The 17,221-nt window shown below is 55.5% G+C and carries 16 protein-coding genes and 1 other annotated feature; of the genes, 5 read left to right on the top strand and 11 right to left on the bottom strand.

The window, feature by feature from the left end:
• The first annotated feature begins 6 nt into the window (after nt 1-6).
• On the top strand, nt 7-1,344 hold the full coding sequence (gene dsdX / locus K2184_RS04100; protein WP_004116631.1) for a D-serine transporter DsdX: 1,338 nt from the start codon (nt 7-9) through the stop codon (nt 1,342-1,344).
• A 17-nt stretch (nt 1,345-1,361) separates the two neighbouring features.
• Nucleotides 1,362-2,690 carry a D-serine ammonia-lyase gene (gene dsdA, locus K2184_RS04095; protein ID WP_163524722.1) on the top strand — a complete coding sequence of 443 codons (1,329 nt, stop codon included), beginning with the start codon at nt 1,362-1,364 and terminating at the stop codon, nt 2,688-2,690.
• Between the two features lie 53 nt (nt 2,691-2,743).
• Here the strand turns inward: dsdA and K2184_RS04090 are convergent, their stop codons facing one another.
• The 5 genes from K2184_RS04090 to K2184_RS04070 form a co-directional block, all read right to left on the bottom strand.
• The gene (locus K2184_RS04090) at nt 2,744-3,274 is read right to left on the bottom strand and encodes a radical SAM protein (protein WP_004116638.1); all 531 of its coding nucleotides are present in this window, start codon (nt 3,272-3,274) and stop codon (nt 2,744-2,746) included.
• The gene (locus K2184_RS04085) at nt 3,271-3,633 is read right to left on the bottom strand and encodes a DUF202 domain-containing protein (RefSeq protein WP_004107142.1); all 363 of its coding nucleotides are present in this window, start codon (nt 3,631-3,633) and stop codon (nt 3,271-3,273) included. The genes K2184_RS04090 and K2184_RS04085 overlap by 4 nt, the downstream gene beginning before the upstream one ends.
• Nucleotides 3,623-3,970, bottom strand: a complete 348-nt coding sequence (locus tag K2184_RS04080; RefSeq protein WP_004107145.1) for a YidH family protein — start codon at nt 3,968-3,970, stop codon at nt 3,623-3,625. The genes K2184_RS04085 and K2184_RS04080 overlap by 11 nt, the downstream gene beginning before the upstream one ends.
• Before the next feature lie 235 nt (nt 3,971-4,205).
• Nucleotides 4,206-5,699, bottom strand: a complete 1,494-nt coding sequence (locus tag K2184_RS04075) for a sulfatase-like hydrolase/transferase (RefSeq protein ID WP_024274846.1) — start codon at nt 5,697-5,699, stop codon at nt 4,206-4,208.
• Nucleotides 5,696-7,411 carry a solute:sodium symporter family transporter gene (locus K2184_RS04070; protein ID WP_004107149.1) on the bottom strand — a complete coding sequence of 572 codons (1,716 nt, stop codon included), beginning with the start codon at nt 7,409-7,411 and terminating at the stop codon, nt 5,696-5,698. Before K2184_RS04070 ends, K2184_RS04075 begins: the two co-directional genes overlap by 4 nt.
• A gap of 175 nt (nt 7,412-7,586) precedes the next feature.
• Between K2184_RS04070 and K2184_RS04065 the strand changes: the two genes are divergently transcribed.
• Nucleotides 7,587-8,480, top strand: coding sequence for a helix-turn-helix transcriptional regulator (locus K2184_RS04065; RefSeq protein WP_004107151.1), 894 nt, complete (start codon nt 7,587-7,589; stop codon nt 8,478-8,480).
• On the opposite strand, the gene K2184_RS04060 is transcribed toward K2184_RS04065, so the two are convergent.
• Together K2184_RS04060 and K2184_RS04055 are read right to left on the bottom strand one after the other, a co-directional pair.
• Nucleotides 8,477-9,799, bottom strand: a complete 1,323-nt coding sequence (locus K2184_RS04060; protein ID WP_004107159.1) for a 6-phospho-alpha-glucosidase — start codon at nt 9,797-9,799, stop codon at nt 8,477-8,479. The genes K2184_RS04065 and K2184_RS04060 overlap by 4 nt on opposite strands.
• A complete protein-coding gene (locus K2184_RS04055; protein ID WP_004107161.1) occupies nt 9,796-11,418 on the bottom strand; it encodes an alpha-glucoside-specific PTS transporter subunit IIBC in 1,623 nt (540 codons plus the stop codon). The genes K2184_RS04060 and K2184_RS04055 overlap by 4 nt, the downstream gene beginning before the upstream one ends.
• Nucleotides 11,419-11,759: 341 nt before the next feature.
• On the opposite strand from K2184_RS04055, the gene K2184_RS04050 reads away from it, so the two are divergent.
• On the top strand, nt 11,760-12,506 hold the full coding sequence (locus K2184_RS04050) for a GntR family transcriptional regulator (RefSeq protein ID WP_115239099.1): 747 nt from the start codon (nt 11,760-11,762) through the stop codon (nt 12,504-12,506).
• Here K2184_RS04050 and K2184_RS04045 read toward each other — a convergent pair.
• The 3 genes from K2184_RS04045 to ibpA form a co-directional block, all read right to left on the bottom strand.
• Nucleotides 12,474-14,135 carry a putative transporter gene (locus tag K2184_RS04045; RefSeq protein ID WP_004107165.1) on the bottom strand — a complete coding sequence of 554 codons (1,662 nt, stop codon included), beginning with the start codon at nt 14,133-14,135 and terminating at the stop codon, nt 12,474-12,476. The two genes, K2184_RS04050 and K2184_RS04045, sit on opposite strands and share 33 nt — an antisense overlap.
• Before the next feature lie 196 nt (nt 14,136-14,331).
• On the bottom strand, nt 14,332-14,760 hold the full coding sequence (gene ibpB / locus K2184_RS04040; RefSeq protein ID WP_004107167.1) for a small heat shock chaperone IbpB: 429 nt from the start codon (nt 14,758-14,760) through the stop codon (nt 14,332-14,334).
• Between the two features lie 116 nt (nt 14,761-14,876).
• Entirely contained in the window at nt 14,877-15,290 is a 414-nt protein-coding gene (ibpA, locus tag K2184_RS04035; RefSeq protein WP_004107169.1) for a small heat shock chaperone IbpA, read from the bottom strand.
• Nucleotides 15,284-15,358, bottom strand: a sequence feature (ROSE (Repression Of Heat Shock gene Expression) occurs in the 5'-region of heat shock genes and acts as an RNA thermometer to modulate expression.). (Overlaps the previous gene by 7 nt.)
• A gap of 300 nt (nt 15,359-15,658) precedes the next feature.
• Between ibpA and K2184_RS04030 the strand changes: the two genes are divergently transcribed.
• The gene (locus tag K2184_RS04030; RefSeq protein ID WP_024274847.1) at nt 15,659-15,991 is read left to right on the top strand and encodes a YceK/YidQ family lipoprotein; all 333 of its coding nucleotides are present in this window, start codon (nt 15,659-15,661) and stop codon (nt 15,989-15,991) included.
• A gap of 1 nt (nt 15,992) precedes the next feature.
• Here the strand turns inward: K2184_RS04030 and K2184_RS04025 are convergent, their stop codons facing one another.
• A complete protein-coding gene (locus tag K2184_RS04025) occupies nt 15,993-17,219 on the bottom strand; it encodes a DUF3748 domain-containing protein (RefSeq protein WP_163524720.1) in 1,227 nt (408 codons plus the stop codon).
• Nucleotides 17,220-17,221 lie beyond the last annotated feature (2 nt).

The raw sequence follows: 17,221 nt of genomic DNA, 5'->3' as shown, positions 1-17,221 counted from the left end.
TGAGGTATGGAATCTCAGATCTGGGTTGTGAGCACGCTGCTGATCAGCATCGTGTTGATTGTGTTAACTATCGTCAAACTGAAGTTTCACCCGTTTCTGGCGCTGCTGCTGGCCAGCTTTTTCGTCGGCGCCATGATGGGCATGAGCCCGCTGGATATGGTTAACGCCATCGAGAGTGGGATTGGCGGCACGCTGGGCTTCCTGGCGGCGGTAATTGGGCTGGGGACGATTCTCGGCAAAATGATGGAGGTCTCCGGCGCGGCTGAGCGTATCGGCCTGACGCTTCAGCGCTGCCGCTGGCTGTCCGCTGACGTCATTATGGTGCTGGTGGGCCTGATTTGCGGGATCACGCTGTTCGTTGAAGTAGGCGTGGTGCTGCTGATCCCGCTGGCGTTTTCCATTGCCAAAAAGACCAACACGTCGCTGCTCAAGCTGGCCATCCCGCTGTGTACGGCGCTGATGGCGGTACACTGCGTGGTGCCGCCGCATCCGGCGGCGCTGTTTGTCGCGAATAAGCTGGGCGCGGATATCGGGACGGTGATCGTATACGGTCTGCTGGTGGGCCTGCTGGCTTCGCTGGTCGGTGGCCCGCTGTTCCTGCGGCTGCTCGGCAACCGCCTGCCGTTTAAAGCGGTTCCGGCTGAATTTGCCAATCTCGAAGTGCGCAAAGAAGAGACCCTGCCTTCGCTTGGCGCCACCCTGTTTACCGTCCTGCTGCCGATCGGCCTGATGCTGGTAAAAACCATCGCCGAACTGAATATGACCAAAGGCGGCACGCTGTATATGCTGCTGGAGTTTATCGGTAACCCCATCACCGCCATGTTCATCGCGGTCTTTGTGGCCTATTACGTGCTGGGCATCCGTCAGAATATGGGCATGAGCACCCTGCTGACGCATACGGAAAACTGCTTCGGCTCTATCGCCAATATCCTGCTGATTATCGGCGCAGGCGGGGCCTTCAACGCCATCCTGAAGACCAGCGGTCTGGCCGATACGCTGGCGGTAATTCTGTCGAACCTCGATATGCACCCGATTCTGCTGGCCTGGCTGGTGGCGCTGATTCTGCATGCCGCAGTCGGTTCCGCCACCGTGGCAATGATGGGCGCAACCGCTATCGTCGCACCGATGCTGCCGCTCTATCCTGGCGTGAGCCCGGAAATCATCGCTATCGCCATCGGCTCCGGCGCGATTGGCTGCACTATCGTGACGGACTCCCTGTTCTGGCTGGTTAAGCAGTACTGCGGGGCAAGCCTTAACGAAACGTTCAAATACTATACCACAGCGACCTTTATCGCTTCGCTGCTTGCACTGGCCGGTACATTCCTGCTTTCTTTCATCATCTGAGCGCAAAGAGACGTAATATGAAAAACGCTGACATGACCAATTTACTCGCGCAGTTTCCTCTGCTGGAGGAACTGATAGCCCTGAAAGAAACCACCTGGTTTAACCCGTCAACGACGTCGCTGGCGGAAGGGTTACCCTACGTTGGCCTGACGACAGAAGACGTTCAGGACGCCCACGCCCGGCTCGATCGTTTTGCGCCATACCTGGCGGAGGCCTTTCCGGAAACCGCAGCCACTGGCGGTATTATCGAATCAGAACTGGTAGCCATCCCGGCAATGAAGGCCCGGCTGGAAAAAACCTTTCATCAACCGATTGGCGGCGATCTGCTGCTGAAAAAAGACAGTCACCTGCCGATTTCCGGCTCGATTAAGGCCCGCGGCGGCATTTATGAAGTGCTGACGCATGCGGAAAAACTGGCGATCGACGCGGGATTATTAAACACAACCGATGATTATCGTAAACTGCTAACCCCCGAGTTCAGGGCCTTCTTCAGCCAGTACAGCATCGCCGTTGGCTCCACCGGTAACCTGGGAATGTCGATTGGCATTATGAGCGCACGCATCGGCTTCAAGGTGACGGTACATATGTCCGCCGACGCCAGAGCGTGGAAAAAGGCCAAACTGCGCAGCCACGGCGTAACGGTGGTGGAGTACGAAGAGGATTACGGCGTGGCGGTTGAGCAGGGACGGCAAGCCGCCGAGTCCGACCCGAACTGCTTCTTTATCGATGACGAGAACTCGCGCACCCTGTTCCTCGGCTACTCCGTGGCCGGCGAGCGGCTAAAAGCGCAGTTTGCCCGCGAAGGGCGCGTAGTGGACGCCAGTCATCCTCTGTTTGTTTACCTGCCGTGCGGCGTTGGCGGCGGCCCCGGCGGCGTGGCGTTTGGCCTGAAGCTGGCGTTTGGCGATAGCGTACACTGCTTCTTCGCCGAACCGACCCACTCCCCGTGCATGTTGCTGGGTGTCTATACCGGTCTGCATGATCAGATTTCAGTTCAGGATCTGGGGATTGATAATCTGACCGCCGCAGACGGCCTGGCGGTAGGCCGCGCCTCCGGTTTCGTGGGTCGGGCAATGGAGCGCCTGCTGGATGGGTTCTACTCTCTCGATGACCAGACCATGTACGATATGCTGGGTTGGCTAGCCGAAGAAGAAGGTATTCGCCTGGAGCCATCCGCTCTGGCCGGCATGGCCGGGCCGCAGCGGGTCTGCGCCAGCCAGGCGTTTCAGCAGATGCACGGTTTCACCGCTGAGCAGATGCGCAATGCGACCCATCTGGTGTGGGCAACCGGCGGCGGCATGGTGCCGGAAGAGGAGATGGCGCAGTATCTGGCAAAAGGACGGTAAACCTGCAGCCAGGGCAATACGATGGCGACGAAGCCTCTTTCGTCGCCATTTTTTTAGCGCAGCAGATGCATAAGCTCAACCGGCGAACGGTGCTGATTGAGTAGATCGCGCAGAACGCGCATATAGGGAGCGCTCCAGCTATAAAACTGCCGGTATCCCTCACAAAGGGCATTGGAGCCATCCTCCAGACGCAGCTGCGGGCAGCCCCCACCGCATAATCTTAGCCAGGCGCAGCCAGCGCAGGCCGGCCCCGGCGGATTATTAGCATACTGCACCGACTCGCCGCGCCAGGCGCGCAGCGTGGCCTCAAACAGCGGCACGACGATACGATTAGCATCTTCTTTGACCCAAATCGCGAATACCGCGCAAAGAAAATCCCCCCACAGACGGGCGTCGACGGGCTGCAGATGGGGAATAAACTTGATAGCCACTGCCCCCTGGGCGCTCAACTGATGGTAGACGAGCTCGGGACGTTCACACTCCTGACGATGAATGATCACTTCATGCACGGGAATATCGCTCGCCAGAGACTGGCAGTTGCCGCAGTGCCGATCGTCACCGTAGTCAGCCTGACATCCTGTCATGTCACATCCTTAATAAACAAAATCACCTGTCGTATATGGGTTACAGCAAACAACAATGACAGGGAAAGTACTGCGAATGCGATCAAAAATTTGTCACGAACCGCCTGCGGCTGAGCAAAATCGCTTTGCTCGACGTTCATCAGATTACGGCTGCGGGTATAGCGCCAGAGGATAATGGCAACGAACGGCAATATGCCCAGCGAGATCCAGAATGGAAGCCCCGCCTGATGCCAGTGGTGCTTAATCGCCAGCGCCAGCAGCGCGCCATAGCCCAGCAGGGTTCGAAACCAGGCCAGCGACGTGCGCTCCGGCTGCAGCCCCGGATCGCTCTCACGACGCGCCCGACGATTATCCGGCATAGAGCACCAGCGCCATCACCACCACGATAACGATGGTCAACAGAATGCTGATCAGCAGCAACGTGCGGGTATAGGGCAAATCCTGCTTAAGGCGCATCGCTTTTTCGTTGCTCAGCCAGCGTAAATAGCCGTATATCGCCAGACCGCCGGCAAACAGGCACAGCAGCAGAGCGAGGATTTCGCGAATCAGCGGCGTGGCGAAATCCGGCGCCAGCTGGTCGAGGCCAACGCCACCGGCCAGAAAGCCGAGAGAAGTGCGGATCCACGCCAGAAAGGTACGTTCATTGGCCAGCGAGAAGCGGTAATCCGGTGCTTCGCCAAGGCGGGATATTTTCATCATAACTCCTTGATGGGTTCCCGATTGCGTAAAATACCGGCGATTCTACCTGAGAGCCAAAGCCGAAGGCATTAATAATCGCCCCATTTCAGAGAAAGTTCAGGCCTGACAGCCGCTTAAAGTCGGGCTATCAGGCCGATGATGGACGGCCATATCGTGCAAGTTATGGCCCAGCGGGTCCGCGTTTCTACCGGGCAATACCTGACGAGCGCTCTTTTCCCGCGCGTTGAACTCGTCAAAACTTCTGTTTTTTCTCCTCTACCTTCACGCCCCGCGTCGGCAGTCCAGTGTCATAGTCGCGCACGACCGGCGAGTAGCCGTCCTGCGGGCGCGGGCGGAAAGCGCCCATCCAGCGCGGCAGGGCATCCGGCCGCCACGGACGCAAGCTCCATTGATAAGTACGGAACGGGTCGCGGATTTTATCCATATAGTTAAGCAGCGCATCGTGCATTTGACAGCGAACGTCGGCGAAATCGGGGCGATTAATAAGATTATACAGCTCATCCGGGTCGTTTTTCCTGTCGTACAGTTCATCGCTGGTAAACAGGTTAAGCACCAGTTTGTACTCATCCGTCACCCAGCAGCGCACCGGGATAAACCCGCCAAAGCTGTCATGTTCAATCTCATAGCGATTGAATTCCACCATCACCCCACGCGACGTTTCGGCGCCAAGAATATTATCCCCCGGCAGAATATCGGGCTTAGGGATACCCGCCAGCGCCATCATCGTCGGTAGCAGGTCGATATGGCTGACCGGCGCGTCGATCTGCATGGGTACGCCCTGCGGCGGGCGCATGATCAGCGGAATACGAGTGATATCGTCATACATCGCCGCGCCTTTGCTAATGAGCCTATGGGCACCCATCATCTCGCCGTGATCGGATGTATAAATAACCCAGGTATTGTCCCGCTGCTGTGGCGTTAAGGCGTTAATCACCCGACCAATCTGATCGTCGACAAAGTCGTTGCAGGCAAAGTAGAGCGGATGATGATAGCGCCCATCTTCACCTACCGGGGAGGGCATCGCCTGCGACCACAGACGATGGTGTTCCGGTTTATCGGCGAGCGAGTCATGAGCCTTTGGCCCAAGATCATAATAAAAGTCCTGGTACTTGCGCAGATACTCTACCGGGCAGGTAAACGGATGGTGCGGCTCATCGTAGGAAACCACCATCAGGAACGGCTCGTCAGCGCGGGCGGGCTGGCGCAGGAAGTCGACCGCCCGGTTGCTGATGCGGTGCGCCCAGGTGAAGGTTTCATCTATCCCATGCTGCAGTAAATCTTCTACGCTGTTCAGGCCGTTACGCCACAGGCCGATCTCTTCCTCAGTCAGCTCTGCGAGGTAATTCGCGCCGTCAAACCAGTAGTCAGCGTCCCACTCGGGCGGGCACTCGCCGGTACCAAAGTAGTCGTGACCATCCAGATGCCACTTGCCGATATAGCAGGTGCGGTAACCCGCATCCTTAAAGTAGCGCCCCATGGTGGAGATATTTTTTCCCGGCGCGACGTTATTGGTCCACGGGCCGGACTGGTTGGCATAGATTCCGGTAAACAGTCCGGCACGTGCCGGGGTGCATACCGGCGAGCAGGTATAGGCGGAATTGAAGCGGATACCTTCGGCGGCCAGACAATCAATATTTTGGGTATTCAGCGGCTTACCGCTGTAACAACCCACCATATTGGTAGCCTGGGTATCGGTCATAATAAACAGGAAATTGGGGCGACTCATGATTTTTCCTTCACATCGATAGCATAGGAAGCTGGAGCGGAGCGGCGTTCCCGCCAGCTGCTGTAAATCAGATAGATAATGACCGCTGCGGTAATGGCGTAGCTCACCGCCGCCAGCCAGCGAGTGCCGTAGCCGCCAAACTCGGCGAGGCCCGCGTAAACGCCGATCATCGCGAACAGAATGCCCACTGAGGCAATTTTCACGTGCCGGTACGGCTGCATATCAACGGCAAACGCATCATGGAATGTAAACGGCGTCGCCCGCGGCTTAATGAAGCCGATAACCAGCATCACCACCACGTTGATGCAGAACGTGCAGGCGAGCACGTAGAGGAAATGGAAATCGAATTTCACCAGGTAATTAATCGTGATGTAGCTAACAATCCCCAGCCCCATCGCTACTTTGGCGGCGATCGCCGGGATACGCGGAAAGAAGAAGCCCATAATGATGATGGTTACCAGCGGCACGTTATAAATACCGTTGAGCTGCTTCATCCAGCTATACAGTCCCTGCGGCGCATTAGCGATCCACGGCGCGACAATCACCGAGATCACCGCAATAAAAAGGCCAAATTTCCGCCCAATGCGCACCAGCTGCTCCGGCTGGGCGTTTTCATTGATGATGCGCCGGTAAATTCCCATGCTGAACAGGGTACTGGCGCTGTTTAAAAAGCCGTTAAAGGTACTGATAACGGCGCCAAACAGAACGGCGCCAAAAAAACCGACCAGCGGAAGCGGCATGACCTTGTTGACCAACGTCGGATAGGCCATATCCGCGCTCGGCAGATCCTGGTAGAGATGAAAGGCAATTAAACCGGGAAGCACCAGAATCAACGGATCGAGCATCTTGAGAACCGCCGTCAGCAGCGCCCCTTTCTGCCCCTCCGCCAGGCTTTTTGACGCCAGGGTACGCTGCACTATCCCCTGATTAGTACACCAGTAGAAGGTGTTCACCAGAATCAGGCCGGTAAACGCCGCGCCAATCGGTAGGGGGTCGCTGCTGCCGCCAATAGAGTTCAGCTTCTCCGCGTGTACCGTCGTCAGCTGCTCGATACCCTGTAAAAAACTCCCCTTCCCCATCGCCATCAGGCCAAAAATCGGTACCATCAGGCCGCCAATCACCAGGCCGATTCCGTTAATGGAATCAGCGATTGCCATCGCGCGCATGCCGCCGATTACCGCGTATAAAATCCCGGCCAGACCGAGCAAAATCACCAGTAACCAGATGGCGGCGCCCTGGGTCAGGCCCAGCGATTCACCAATATGAAAAAGGCTATTCAATGCCAGCGCGCCGGAGTAAAGCACGATGGGTAAAAAGCAGATACCGGTGGCGATAAGAAAGCAGAAGTCGATAATAATGCGGGTCGTTTTATCGTACCGCTCTTCCAGAAAGTCCGGGATGGTGGCGATACCGCGCTGCAGATAGCGGGGAAGAAAAATCAGCGCCAGGAAAATCAGCGTCACCGCCGATGTCACCTCCCAGCCCATAACCGACATGCCGCTTTTGTAAGCCTGGCCCGATAATCCCACCAGCTGTTCGGTCGATAAGTTGGTTAACATCAGCGAGGCGGCGATGACCGGCGCTTTCAGCGAACGGCCGGCAAGGAAATAGCCCTGCTGCGAGCCGGTATCCGCTTTTCTTACCTTAAACCAGGTAATGATAGCCACCAGCAATGTAAATCCGACAAAGCTCAAAATTTGTATGGCATTCATCTTAAAGCCCTTATTTGTCATTATATCCCGGCGCTATCCGGTACAGAGGAATAGCGTTTTATCCAGGTAAGGCGATGATTTATATAAAACGAGATGCAATGTATCCCTGCAAGGCTATTTCTTGCTAAATTCACCTCATCAGGTTGCAGGCATCATTGGCCGATGGGAAATTAAAATGAATGGAAAAATACAGATTTCGCATGTAAAAAACGAAACTACGTATAACATTCCGTTAGTTCTGGAAGAAAATGTGATCTCAAGCGGGATTTCACTGCTCTCGCTATGGCATACCCTGGCCGATGAAAGCTACCGGGTCAGCTGGCCGCGCGATAAAAAGAAACCGCTTATCGCCAACTCGTGGGTGGCGATATATACGCTCCAGGGATGTGGTAAAATATATCTCAGAGACCACACTGAAATAACCTTAAACGGTAACTGCGTCATATTCTTAAAACCCATCGAGATCAAATCCTATCACTGCGCCGGATTAGTCTGGGAACAATACTGGATGGAATTTATTCCTACTACGCTGATGCCTATTCCGGTATTACAAATCGGCACTATTTATCACGCCGATATTTTTAATAAGGAACTCAATGAAGTGGCCTTATTGATTGCTGACCGCGATCCGCTAAAGAATAATCTGGCCGTCGCCTACCTCACGAAAATCATTTATCAATGGATTTGCCTGATCGCCGAAAATGGCAAAAAAGATCGTCAACTGCAAAAGCTGGAAAAACTGATTGCCGCTCTACACGCTAATCCGCAAAAGCGCTGGAGCGTAGCCGATATGGCTGATGCTATGCAGTGCAGCGAACCCTGGCTGCGGCGCCTCTTTTTGCGTCATACCGGCAAAACGCCAAAGGAGTATTACCTTAACGCCCAGCTTGAGCTGGCGCAGTCGCTATTAAAGCAGGAGGGGAATACGGTGGGTAAGGTGGCGGAGATGCTGAACTTCTTCGACTCCTTTCATTTTAGCAAGGCGTTTAAACGCCGCTTCGGCTATGCGCCCTCAGCGGTACTAAAAATGAATGACCGGCACCCTATGGATGCCGGTCAACAGGATTAATGCAGTTCCGGCCAGTACTCTTTATTGGCCGCGATCAGGTCATCAAGAATCGCTTTGGCGACCGATGCGCTCGGCACGGTTTTCGACAGCGCAATCGCCTGCCATAGCTTATGGTAAGAGCGCTGTTCCCAGGCATCCACCACCAGTTTTTCCACTGCGACCTGCTGGCTCATCATCCCTTTCTGGAAGTGCGGAATATCGCCAACCGTCAGCGGCTCCGGTCCGTTGTGGCCAACCAGGCACGGAATTTCCACCATCGCATCGGCATCGAAGTTATGAATCGCGCCGTTGTTCGGCACAATCAGCAGCATGCGTTCCTGGGTATTAAAAGCAATTGCCGCCGCCAGATCGACGATATAGGAAGCATGTTCGTCAATTTCCAGATCCCCCGCGGATGAGTTACCGGCCTCAATAATTGCCCGGCAGGCGCTAAAGACGTTTTTCTCGCGATGATCCATCACCTCGTTGGCGCGGGTACGTTCCGGGTTAGAGTGCGCCACGACGTAGTCCGGGAACAAATAATACTTGAGGTAAGTATTGGGCATCGTATCCGGATCCAGCGCCTGCACGTCCTTCGCCTTGGCGAAGGTATCGTTCCAGCTGGCCTCGGTATGCGGGTCGTTTGACGGCGGCACATAGCCGAATTTCGCCACATGTTCGCGCAGTTTCGGCATCAGATCGTTGCCCTGCAGATCTTCGATCGAGGTCCACCAGCCGAAGTGATTCAGACCGTAGTAGCGCACGCGCATCTGTTTGCGGTCCTTAAGACCCACGATTTGCGCCATGCGCCCTTCGATACCGATCGGCATATCGCAGATGTTGAGAATTTTAGCGTTCGGACGCAGGCGACGGGTCGCTTCCGCCACAATGGCCGCCGGGTTGGAGTAGTTCAGCATCCAGGCGTTTGGCGAATATTTTTCCATATAGTCCACCAGTTCCAGAACGCCGCCGATGGAGCGCATACCGTAGGCGATACCGCCAGGACCGCAGGTTTCCTGCCCCAGCACACCGTGACGCAGCGGAATTTTTTCATCTTTTTCACGCATCGGATATTTGCCCACGCGGATATGCGCCATCACGAAATCAACGTCGGTAAAGGCCGCCTGCGGGTCAGTGGTGTAGCTGAACGCGATATCCGGCGCCTGCTCTTTGAGAATGACTTTGCACGCCTCGGCAATGGTCTCCTGACGCGCGCCGTCGTTGTCGTAAAATTTCAGCGACCGCAGCGGGAAGCGATCCTGGTTCGCTAACAGCATCAGCACGATGCCCGGGGTGAAGGTACTGCCGCCGCCTGCGATAACAACTGAGAATTTTTTCATGATACTGCCTCCGTCATGGTGGTTTGTTCGGTCTGTAGAGAATCTTTTATCAGGGTTTCCAGCTGGTCGCGGACCTGAGGAACGTGCAGGCCGACGATGACCTGAATTGCGTTGCCGCGGCGGACTACGCCGTGGGCGCCCAGCGCTTTAAAGACGTCGTCGCTTTGGGTCTTCGCCATATCGACCAGCGCAATGCGCAGCCGGGTGGCGCAGTTATTGATGCTCTCGATGTTGCCCGCTCCGCCCAGCGCCTGCAGGAAGCCGGCGGCCTGGCCCAGTTTGGTATCTGTAGCCCCCGCAACGCTGGTTTTGCCGCGCGCGGCCTGGTAATCCGCTTTGCTGTAGAGCTTAATTTCACTCTCTTCACGGCCCGGCGTTTTCAGGTTCAGGCGCAGAATCAGAGTGCGGAAGATAACGAAGTAGATCGCGGTGAAGCATGCGCCAACGCCTATCTGGATAAACATCATCGACGCGTGGTTGTGGAACATCGGGATCCAGTTTTGCGGCAGGAACTGGTCGAGCAGGCCGCCGCCAAAGTTGCCTACCACGCCGCAGATATACATCACCGTCGCCATAGTGGCCGCCAGCACCGCATGGACGGCAAACAGCAGCGGCGAGATAAACAGGAAGGTGAACTCTAACGGCTCGGTTATTCCCACCAGTACGGCGGTCAAGGTGGCAGGAATCAGCAGACCGGCGACTTTCACGCGGTTTTCCGGTGCTGCGGTGTAGTAGAGCGCCAGCGCGATCCCCACGGAACCAAAGACCTTCGAGTTACCGTGCAGCGCGAATCCGCCTTCCGGAAACAGGGTTTTCAGCGCCTCGGTACTCTGGCTGAATTCATGTAAATGCTGCGCCCAGTAAACCTGAATACCGCTTTCCACTACCGCCGGACCGAAAATAAACGGTCCGTAGACGAAGTGGTGTAAACCGGTCGGGATCAGGATACGTTCAAGGAAGATATAGACCCAGACGCCCAGCGCCCCGGCCGAGCGTAAAAAGGCCTGCAGGGATTCGATACCCATCTGCACTTTTGGCCATCCCAACAGCGTCAGCCAGGCGCAGGGAATCATCGCCAGGAAGGCGACAATCACCACAAACGAGGAGCCCTGGAAAATCCCCAGAAACACCGGCAGCGGTTTATCGAAGTAGCGGTTATGCAGGGCGGTCACCAGCCCGGAGATAACGATCGCGCCAATAATGCTGGTATCGAGCGTTTTTATCCCGGCCATCATCGTCAGGCCGCTGCCTGCCGTTGGTTCAACGGAGAAGTCGACGCCGAAGAAGTGGCCCCAGGTCATCCCCATGGCGTTGATGAAATAGTTCCAGGTCATGAAGCTGACCAGTACCGCCAGACAAGCCCGGCCCTGAGCTTGTTTCGCCAGGCCGATCGGCAAACCGACGGCAAAAATCAGCGGCATATTACGAAAGACGGTCCAGCCGCCCTCTTCAATGATGTAAACGATCTGAGCAAACAAACTATCGGGTGCTGTGAGCGCTTCGCCGACGAACATCGGGTTACGCAACATAATGGCGATACCCACCACGATCCCGGCGAAAGGAAAGAGTAAAACCGGGGTAAACATGGCGCCGCCAAAGCGTTGTATTTGACTGAGCATTTGAAAATCCTCATATAACAACTCATAGGGTGAGTGGCCTTATCCATACCCGGCATGCTTCACGTACCGCGGTGAATGATTCAGGGTAATTATTTGTACTGGCCTGAAACGAGAATAGAAATTTGCCCGAGCGGCAACATGCGGCGCCGTTGCGATTCGTGATCGCTTTCATGGTTTTAATTACATCAATGTTGTCTACTTTCTCATAAAAAATTAGACATGATGAATTATGGCGTTTACATCAGCCTGATTAATATTTTCTTTTTCTAAGTATTAATTTGTTTTTTATAGATAATTTTTTATCTGACATGAATGGTGACAACGTTAATAGAGGTCTACTGGTGATCTACAAATCTATCGCCGACAGATTACGTTTACGGCTTAATTCTTCCGATTTCGATATTGGCAGCCCGCTGCCGAGCGAAAAAAAGCTGGCGGAAGAGTTCGGGGTCGCGCGCATGACCATCCGCAAAGCCATCGATCTGCTGGTCAGCTGGGGACTGGTGGTGCGTCGGCACGGCTCCGGCACCTATGTCGCCCGCAAAGACCTGCATCATGAAACCAGCAATCTGACCGGACTGGCCGAAGTGCTGCGCAAGCACGGCAAAGAGGTGGTCAGCCGGGTATTGGTTTTTGAGGTGATGCCCGCGCCCCCGGCTATCGCCAGCCTGCTGCGGATACAAATTGATGAACGGATCTACTTCTCGCGCCGGGTACGCTATGTCGATGGCAAGCCGCTAATGCTGGAGGATAGCTATATGCCGGTAAAGTTGTTTCGCAATCTGTCGCTGGTGCACCTGGAGGGATCGAAGTTCGATTACATTGAGAAGGAGTGCGGAATAACCATTAGCGGTAACTATGAAACGCTGTCGCCGGTGCTGGCGGACAGGCAGCTGGCGCAGTCGATGAACGTGCCGGAACAGACGCCGCTGCTGCGTATAACCTCCCTTTCCTACAGCGACAGCGGCGAATTTCTTAACTACTCGGTGATGTTCCGTAACGCCAGCGAATATCAGGTGGACTACCATCTGCGGCGCGTCCAGACGGAGCACCCGTTAGCCTATCCCCCAGAACAGCACCGCCAGTAGCTGCGGGGTAATAATACGTAAGAACATAACCAGCGGATAAACGGTCGCGTAGGAGAGCGCCGCCGCGCCGCTGGTGGCATGCAGGTTGTTGGCAAAGGCCAGCGCCGGAGGGTCGGTCATTGAGCCGGCCAGCATCCCGCACAGGGTCAGGTAGTTCATCTTCGCCAGGATGCGCGCCAGAATACCCACCGTCAGCAGCGGTATCGCGGTGATAAAGATGCCGTAGACAATCCAGCTCATCCCGTCGCCTTCAATCAGCGTTGCGACAAAATCGCCGCCGGATTTCAGGCCAACCACCGCGAGGAACAGCACGATGCCCAGTTCGCGCAGCGCAAGGTTGGCGCTGGGCGGCATAAACCAGTACAGCTTACCGATGCTGCCGATACGTCCGAGGATCAGGGCCATAATCAGCGGCCCGCCTGCCAGACCCAGCTTCAGCGCCGCCGGGAATCCCGGAATAAACAGCGGAATGGAGCCCAGCAGCACGCCCAGGCCGATGCCGATAAATACCGGCAGCATCTGCACCTGCTGCAGTTTTTGCTGGGCGTTGCCCAGCTCGGCGGCTACCGCATCAATCGCCTCCGGGCGGCCGACGAGGTTAAGAATATCGCCGAACTGCAGGCTGGCATGGCTGCTGGCGACCAGTTCAACCCCGGCGCGATTGAGCCGCGAGATCACCACATCATAGCGCTGCTTAAAGTGCAGATCGCGAATACGTTTACCCAATACTTTTTCGTTGGTCACCACCACGCGCTCGACTTTCAGATCGGTACCGCGAGTGGAGAGCGAAGTGGAAACTTCCTTGCCAATCACCAGCTGAGCGTTGTGCAAATCCTCCGGTCGCCCGACCAGGTGCAGCAGGTCCCCAAGCTGAATCAGGGTATTCGGCGCGGGCACCATCAGCATCTCCTCGCGCTTGAGACGCGAGCAGATCAGCTTGTCGCTGTTAAGCATCGGCACATCCTGAATCGCCATATTGTTCAGGTTGGGGTTTTCAACCCGCACGTTGATGGTCTGGAGATGCGCATGGCCATTGCCGCTGTTTTCATCAAATTGCTGAGCCTCTTTCTCAACGTTGATGCGGAAGAACAGCCGGACCAGCCACATGGTCAGCAAAATGCCGCAAATACCGAATGGATAGGCCATGGCGTAGCTCATACCCATCTGGTCGACGGTATCAAGCGGCACGCCAAGGTCGCGCAGGATCTGCTGCCCGGCCCCCAGCGCAGGCGTGTTGGTTACCGCACCGGAAAAGATCCCGAGCACCACGGGGAGAGGAATATCAAACAGTTTATGCAGGACCGCGGTAACCAGACCGCCGAGAATCACAATCAGAATGGCGAACAGGTTAAGCCGCAGGCCAGAGACGCGCAACGAAGCGAAGAAGCCCGGCCCCACCTGGATCCCGATGGTGTACACGAAGAGGATCAGGCCGAATTCCTGAATAAAGTGCAGCATAGGGCTACTGAGCGTAATGCCCGCCTGGTCTACAAAGTGGCCGACGATAATACCGCCAAACAGCACGCCTCCGATACCGAAGCCGACACCGCGCACTTTTACATTGCCGATCCACAATCCGACTACCGCCACCAGCGCCAATACGCTAACGGTCAATGCTATATCACTCATCGTCTCTTCCCTGTGTATAACATTACGCACAATGAGGATTATGACCGGTAGTCACCAGGCTGTATGCCGCCTGGCGCACAATAATCACGGGATCAGCCAACGACCACTTTGTTGAACGCAACAAGAAAAGACAAAGTAATGTGTATCACGCACAAAAAAGCCCCGAAAATCGGGGCCTGATAAGTGATTCGCTTAATTAGCTCTGTAACGCAGGGCGCTCGCTGATGGCGATGCGCTGCGGGGCGATCTGTTCCGGCTCGTTGCGGGTCAAATCGATATGCAGCAGGCCGTTGGTAAAGGTTGCCCCGGAGACTTCCATATTTTCGGCGAGCGTGAAGCTCAGGCTAAATGCCTGGTTAACCAGCCCCTGGTGCAGCCATTTGGTCTCTTTTTCCGGCTGCTGCGGCGCGCCTTTTACCGTCAGGCGCGTGCCTTCAAGCTGGATATCCAAATCTTCCTGACGGAAACCGGCCAGCGCAAGGGTAATGCGATAGTGGTTATCGTCACTTTTTTCAATGTTATAAGGCGGGAAGCTCTGGCTTTCACCGGCGGTTTGCAGCGCGTTGGCCAGTTTGTCAAAACCGATCCATTGACGCAGAAGCGGGGATAAATCGTAGTTACGCATAGTCTTTCTCCTTCTAAGAAGCGAGTGGATGTTTGCAAATCCTGCGGATTCGCCTTTGCCCCCTGACGGCGGGCACTGTTTTCAGCAATACCGGGCCGCCTTCGCGGCCCATCAAATTAGTTGATTTCGATACGGCGCGGTTTATTCGCTTCAGGAATAACGCGCTCAAGATCGATATACAGCAGACCGTTTACCAGGTTAGCGCCGCGAATATGAATATTTTCTGCGAGCTGGAATTTACGCTCAAAGTTGCGCTCAGCGATGCCCTGATACAGGTAGGTACGCTCTTTCTGCTCGCCGGCATGGGCGCCTTTTACAATAAGCAGATTATCCTGGGCGGTAATTTCCAGTTCGCTCTCGGCAAAACCGGCAACGGCAATCGCGATGCGGTAGTTGTTCTCGTCTACTAACTCAACGTTGTACGGAGGGTAGCCGCCATTGCTCTGGCTTTGATTATTTTCTAACAGATTGAAAAGGCGGTCGAAACCAATAGCAGAACGATACAGCGGGGAGAGATCGAAATTACGCATAATACATAGCTCCTGAAATCAGCGAGAATTATCTGACCTTCCATCATGGACAGGCCGTTATTACCCGGAATACCCATTCGGCGTATTCTCAGGGAGACACATTCCTAAAATGGGTATATCCATGGTCTTTTCAAGGGGAAAAAGGCAAAATTTTTTGCAGTTTGCAGTCTATTGCTTAGACTGGAGTGACAGCACAAAAGGCAAAGTGCGACGCCTGCCACAGTGCGGCGCAATGGCACTATGCATCCATGGAATGGCCCGATATAACCGATAGGTACGCCGTTCTTCAGACTGCTTCCCTGCTGGCCGCATTCTGAATGAGGTTGTACTTCGAAGGTTCTATCAACGCCCGTAACGATGACGGAAGAATGATGAAAAACGGTCTTTTAAAGCTGGTCCTGTTCGGCGGGATAATAAGTTTGGGCGGTTGCTCCAGCGTGATGTCACATACTGGCGGCAAGGAAGGAACCTATCCTGGAACGCGCGCCAGCGCGCAGATGCTCGGGGATAGCGACGCAAACTGGGGCACGAAATCGCTGGTGGCGTTGGATATGCCGCTCACGGCGGTCATGGACACGCTGCTGCTGCCGTGGGATATGTTCCGTACCGACAGTTCGGTGAAATCGCGCGTGGAAAAGAGCGAGGAAGAGACGCTGGCGACCAATTCCGTGATCCCGCCAGCGCGGATGCCAACCCCCTGATTTAGCGCGCCGTTTCGGTTACCCAGAGCTGGCGGTAACCGTCCACCTCCTCCATCCAGGCAAGCTGTTTGCCGTCTGGCGAAAAGACGATCGCATCGGCCGATGGCGGATGGGCATGCTCATCGGTCAAAAAGTCGATTTCCCCGTTCTGCGCGTCACAGATCGCGATGCGGTTTTCCAGCACAAAGCCCAGCCATTTTCCTGAGGGATGCCAGTTAAACGCCGACTGGATATCGGAGCGGTTGTGGGTCAACTGCCGCAGCCCGTCCCCCCACGCCGAAATGAGCCACATTTGCACCACGCCAGCCTCATCGCGCATCAGAAAAGCGATGTCCGTTGCCGACGGATTGGCGCGTACCCAATGGCGGGGCGTAGTCACCAGCCCTGGATAACGGCGTTGGTGGGTAAACGTTAAGCGACGCTGAACAACGCTGGCAGGAGGCGCCGGCATCGTGGTTTGCGTTCCTGCCAGCGGCGCATCACCCGCTTGCTTCCAGCCCCGTTCGCTCTCCGGCAGTTCGACAATAAACAGCTCCGGCACTTTGTCGCCATTTATCGCCAGCGTATCGCCAATAAACGCCAGCGCCCCGTTGCCCACCCATCCCTCTTCATAGGCGCGATTAATCTCGTCGCTGCCCGGCGCCGGGGTTGGCGTTGTACGGCTGACCAGCACGCTCCAGTGGCTGCCGCCGTATTCACGTGGATGATCGCCACGCGGTACTACCGGGCCATAGGGAACCGCCACGCCAACGTTGCGCAAATCCAGCGCCGGATCGCGTTCATGCAGCACGTGGTCGTTATAGGTAAAGCTGACAAATTCACCGTTCGGACTGAAAACATGCACATGACTGCCGCCGCGCAGTGCGCCGGGAGTATAGGGAGCGGTAATATCCATCGCATCCAGGTTGTGGGTTTCTCCCAGGTACGTCACCACGCCGCGACGATGGTGGAAATCGTAATGCCAGCCCTCGTCAGGGTTTTCCGGGCCGTGGATGAAGACATATTTATCTACCGATGGATGAACGGTCACCACGCCAACGTATGCGCCTTGTCCGGCACGGTAGAGGATCTCAACGTCTCCCGTATCGACGTTCACCCGCTCGATGGTTTCGCCGGTAAAGGAAGCGCCAGAAGGGCGAACGTCAAAGACCAGCCAGCGGCTGTCTGCCGTCCAGGTGCGAGTGTTGGTCAACTGATGATGACGGGGAGCAAAGGTGACTTGTTTCATAA

Origin of the sequence: Klebsiella sp. K5-306 (assembly GCF_051835185.1) — a bacterium.
Classification (GTDB): domain Bacteria; phylum Pseudomonadota; class Gammaproteobacteria; order Enterobacterales; family Enterobacteriaceae; genus Klebsiella; species Klebsiella oxytoca.
Note: the sequence above shows the minus strand (reverse complement) of the source record. Positions and strands in the feature narration are given on the sequence as shown.

What these genes read in the sequence shown, in the direction of transcription:
- dsdX (WP_004116631.1), top strand. Translation starts at nt 7, where the DNA reads ATGGAATCTCAGATCTGGGTTGTGAGCACGCTGCTGATCAGCATCGTG.
- dsdA (WP_163524722.1), top strand. Translation starts at nt 1,362, where the DNA reads ATGAAAAACGCTGACATGACCAATTTACTCGCGCAGTTTCCTCTGCTG.
- K2184_RS04090 (WP_004116638.1), bottom strand. Translation starts at nt 3,274, where the DNA reads ATGACAGGATGTCAGGCTGACTACGGTGACGATCGGCACTGCGGCAAC.
- K2184_RS04085 (WP_004107142.1), bottom strand. Translation starts at nt 3,633, where the DNA reads ATGCCGGATAATCGTCGGGCGCGTCGTGAGAGCGATCCGGGGCTGCAG.
- K2184_RS04080 (WP_004107145.1), bottom strand. Translation starts at nt 3,970, where the DNA reads ATGAAAATATCCCGCCTTGGCGAAGCACCGGATTACCGCTTCTCGCTG.
- K2184_RS04075 (WP_024274846.1), bottom strand. Translation starts at nt 5,699, where the DNA reads ATGAGTCGCCCCAATTTCCTGTTTATTATGACCGATACCCAGGCTACC.
- K2184_RS04070 (WP_004107149.1), bottom strand. Translation starts at nt 7,411, where the DNA reads ATGAATGCCATACAAATTTTGAGCTTTGTCGGATTTACATTGCTGGTG.
- K2184_RS04065 (WP_004107151.1), top strand. Translation starts at nt 7,587, where the DNA reads ATGAATGGAAAAATACAGATTTCGCATGTAAAAAACGAAACTACGTAT.
- K2184_RS04060 (WP_004107159.1), bottom strand. Translation starts at nt 9,799, where the DNA reads ATGAAAAAATTCTCAGTTGTTATCGCAGGCGGCGGCAGTACCTTCACC.
- K2184_RS04055 (WP_004107161.1), bottom strand. Translation starts at nt 11,418, where the DNA reads ATGCTCAGTCAAATACAACGCTTTGGCGGCGCCATGTTTACCCCGGTT.
- K2184_RS04045 (WP_004107165.1), bottom strand. Translation starts at nt 14,135, where the DNA reads ATGAGTGATATAGCATTGACCGTTAGCGTATTGGCGCTGGTGGCGGTA.
- ibpB (WP_004107167.1), bottom strand. Translation starts at nt 14,760, where the DNA reads ATGCGTAACTACGATTTATCCCCGCTTCTGCGTCAATGGATCGGTTTT.
- ibpA (WP_004107169.1), bottom strand. Translation starts at nt 15,290, where the DNA reads ATGCGTAATTTCGATCTCTCCCCGCTGTATCGTTCTGCTATTGGTTTC.
- K2184_RS04030 (WP_024274847.1), top strand. Translation starts at nt 15,659, where the DNA reads ATGATGAAAAACGGTCTTTTAAAGCTGGTCCTGTTCGGCGGGATAATA.
- K2184_RS04025 (WP_163524720.1), bottom strand. Translation starts at nt 17,219, where the DNA reads ATGAAACAAGTCACCTTTGCTCCCCGTCATCATCAGTTGACCAACACT.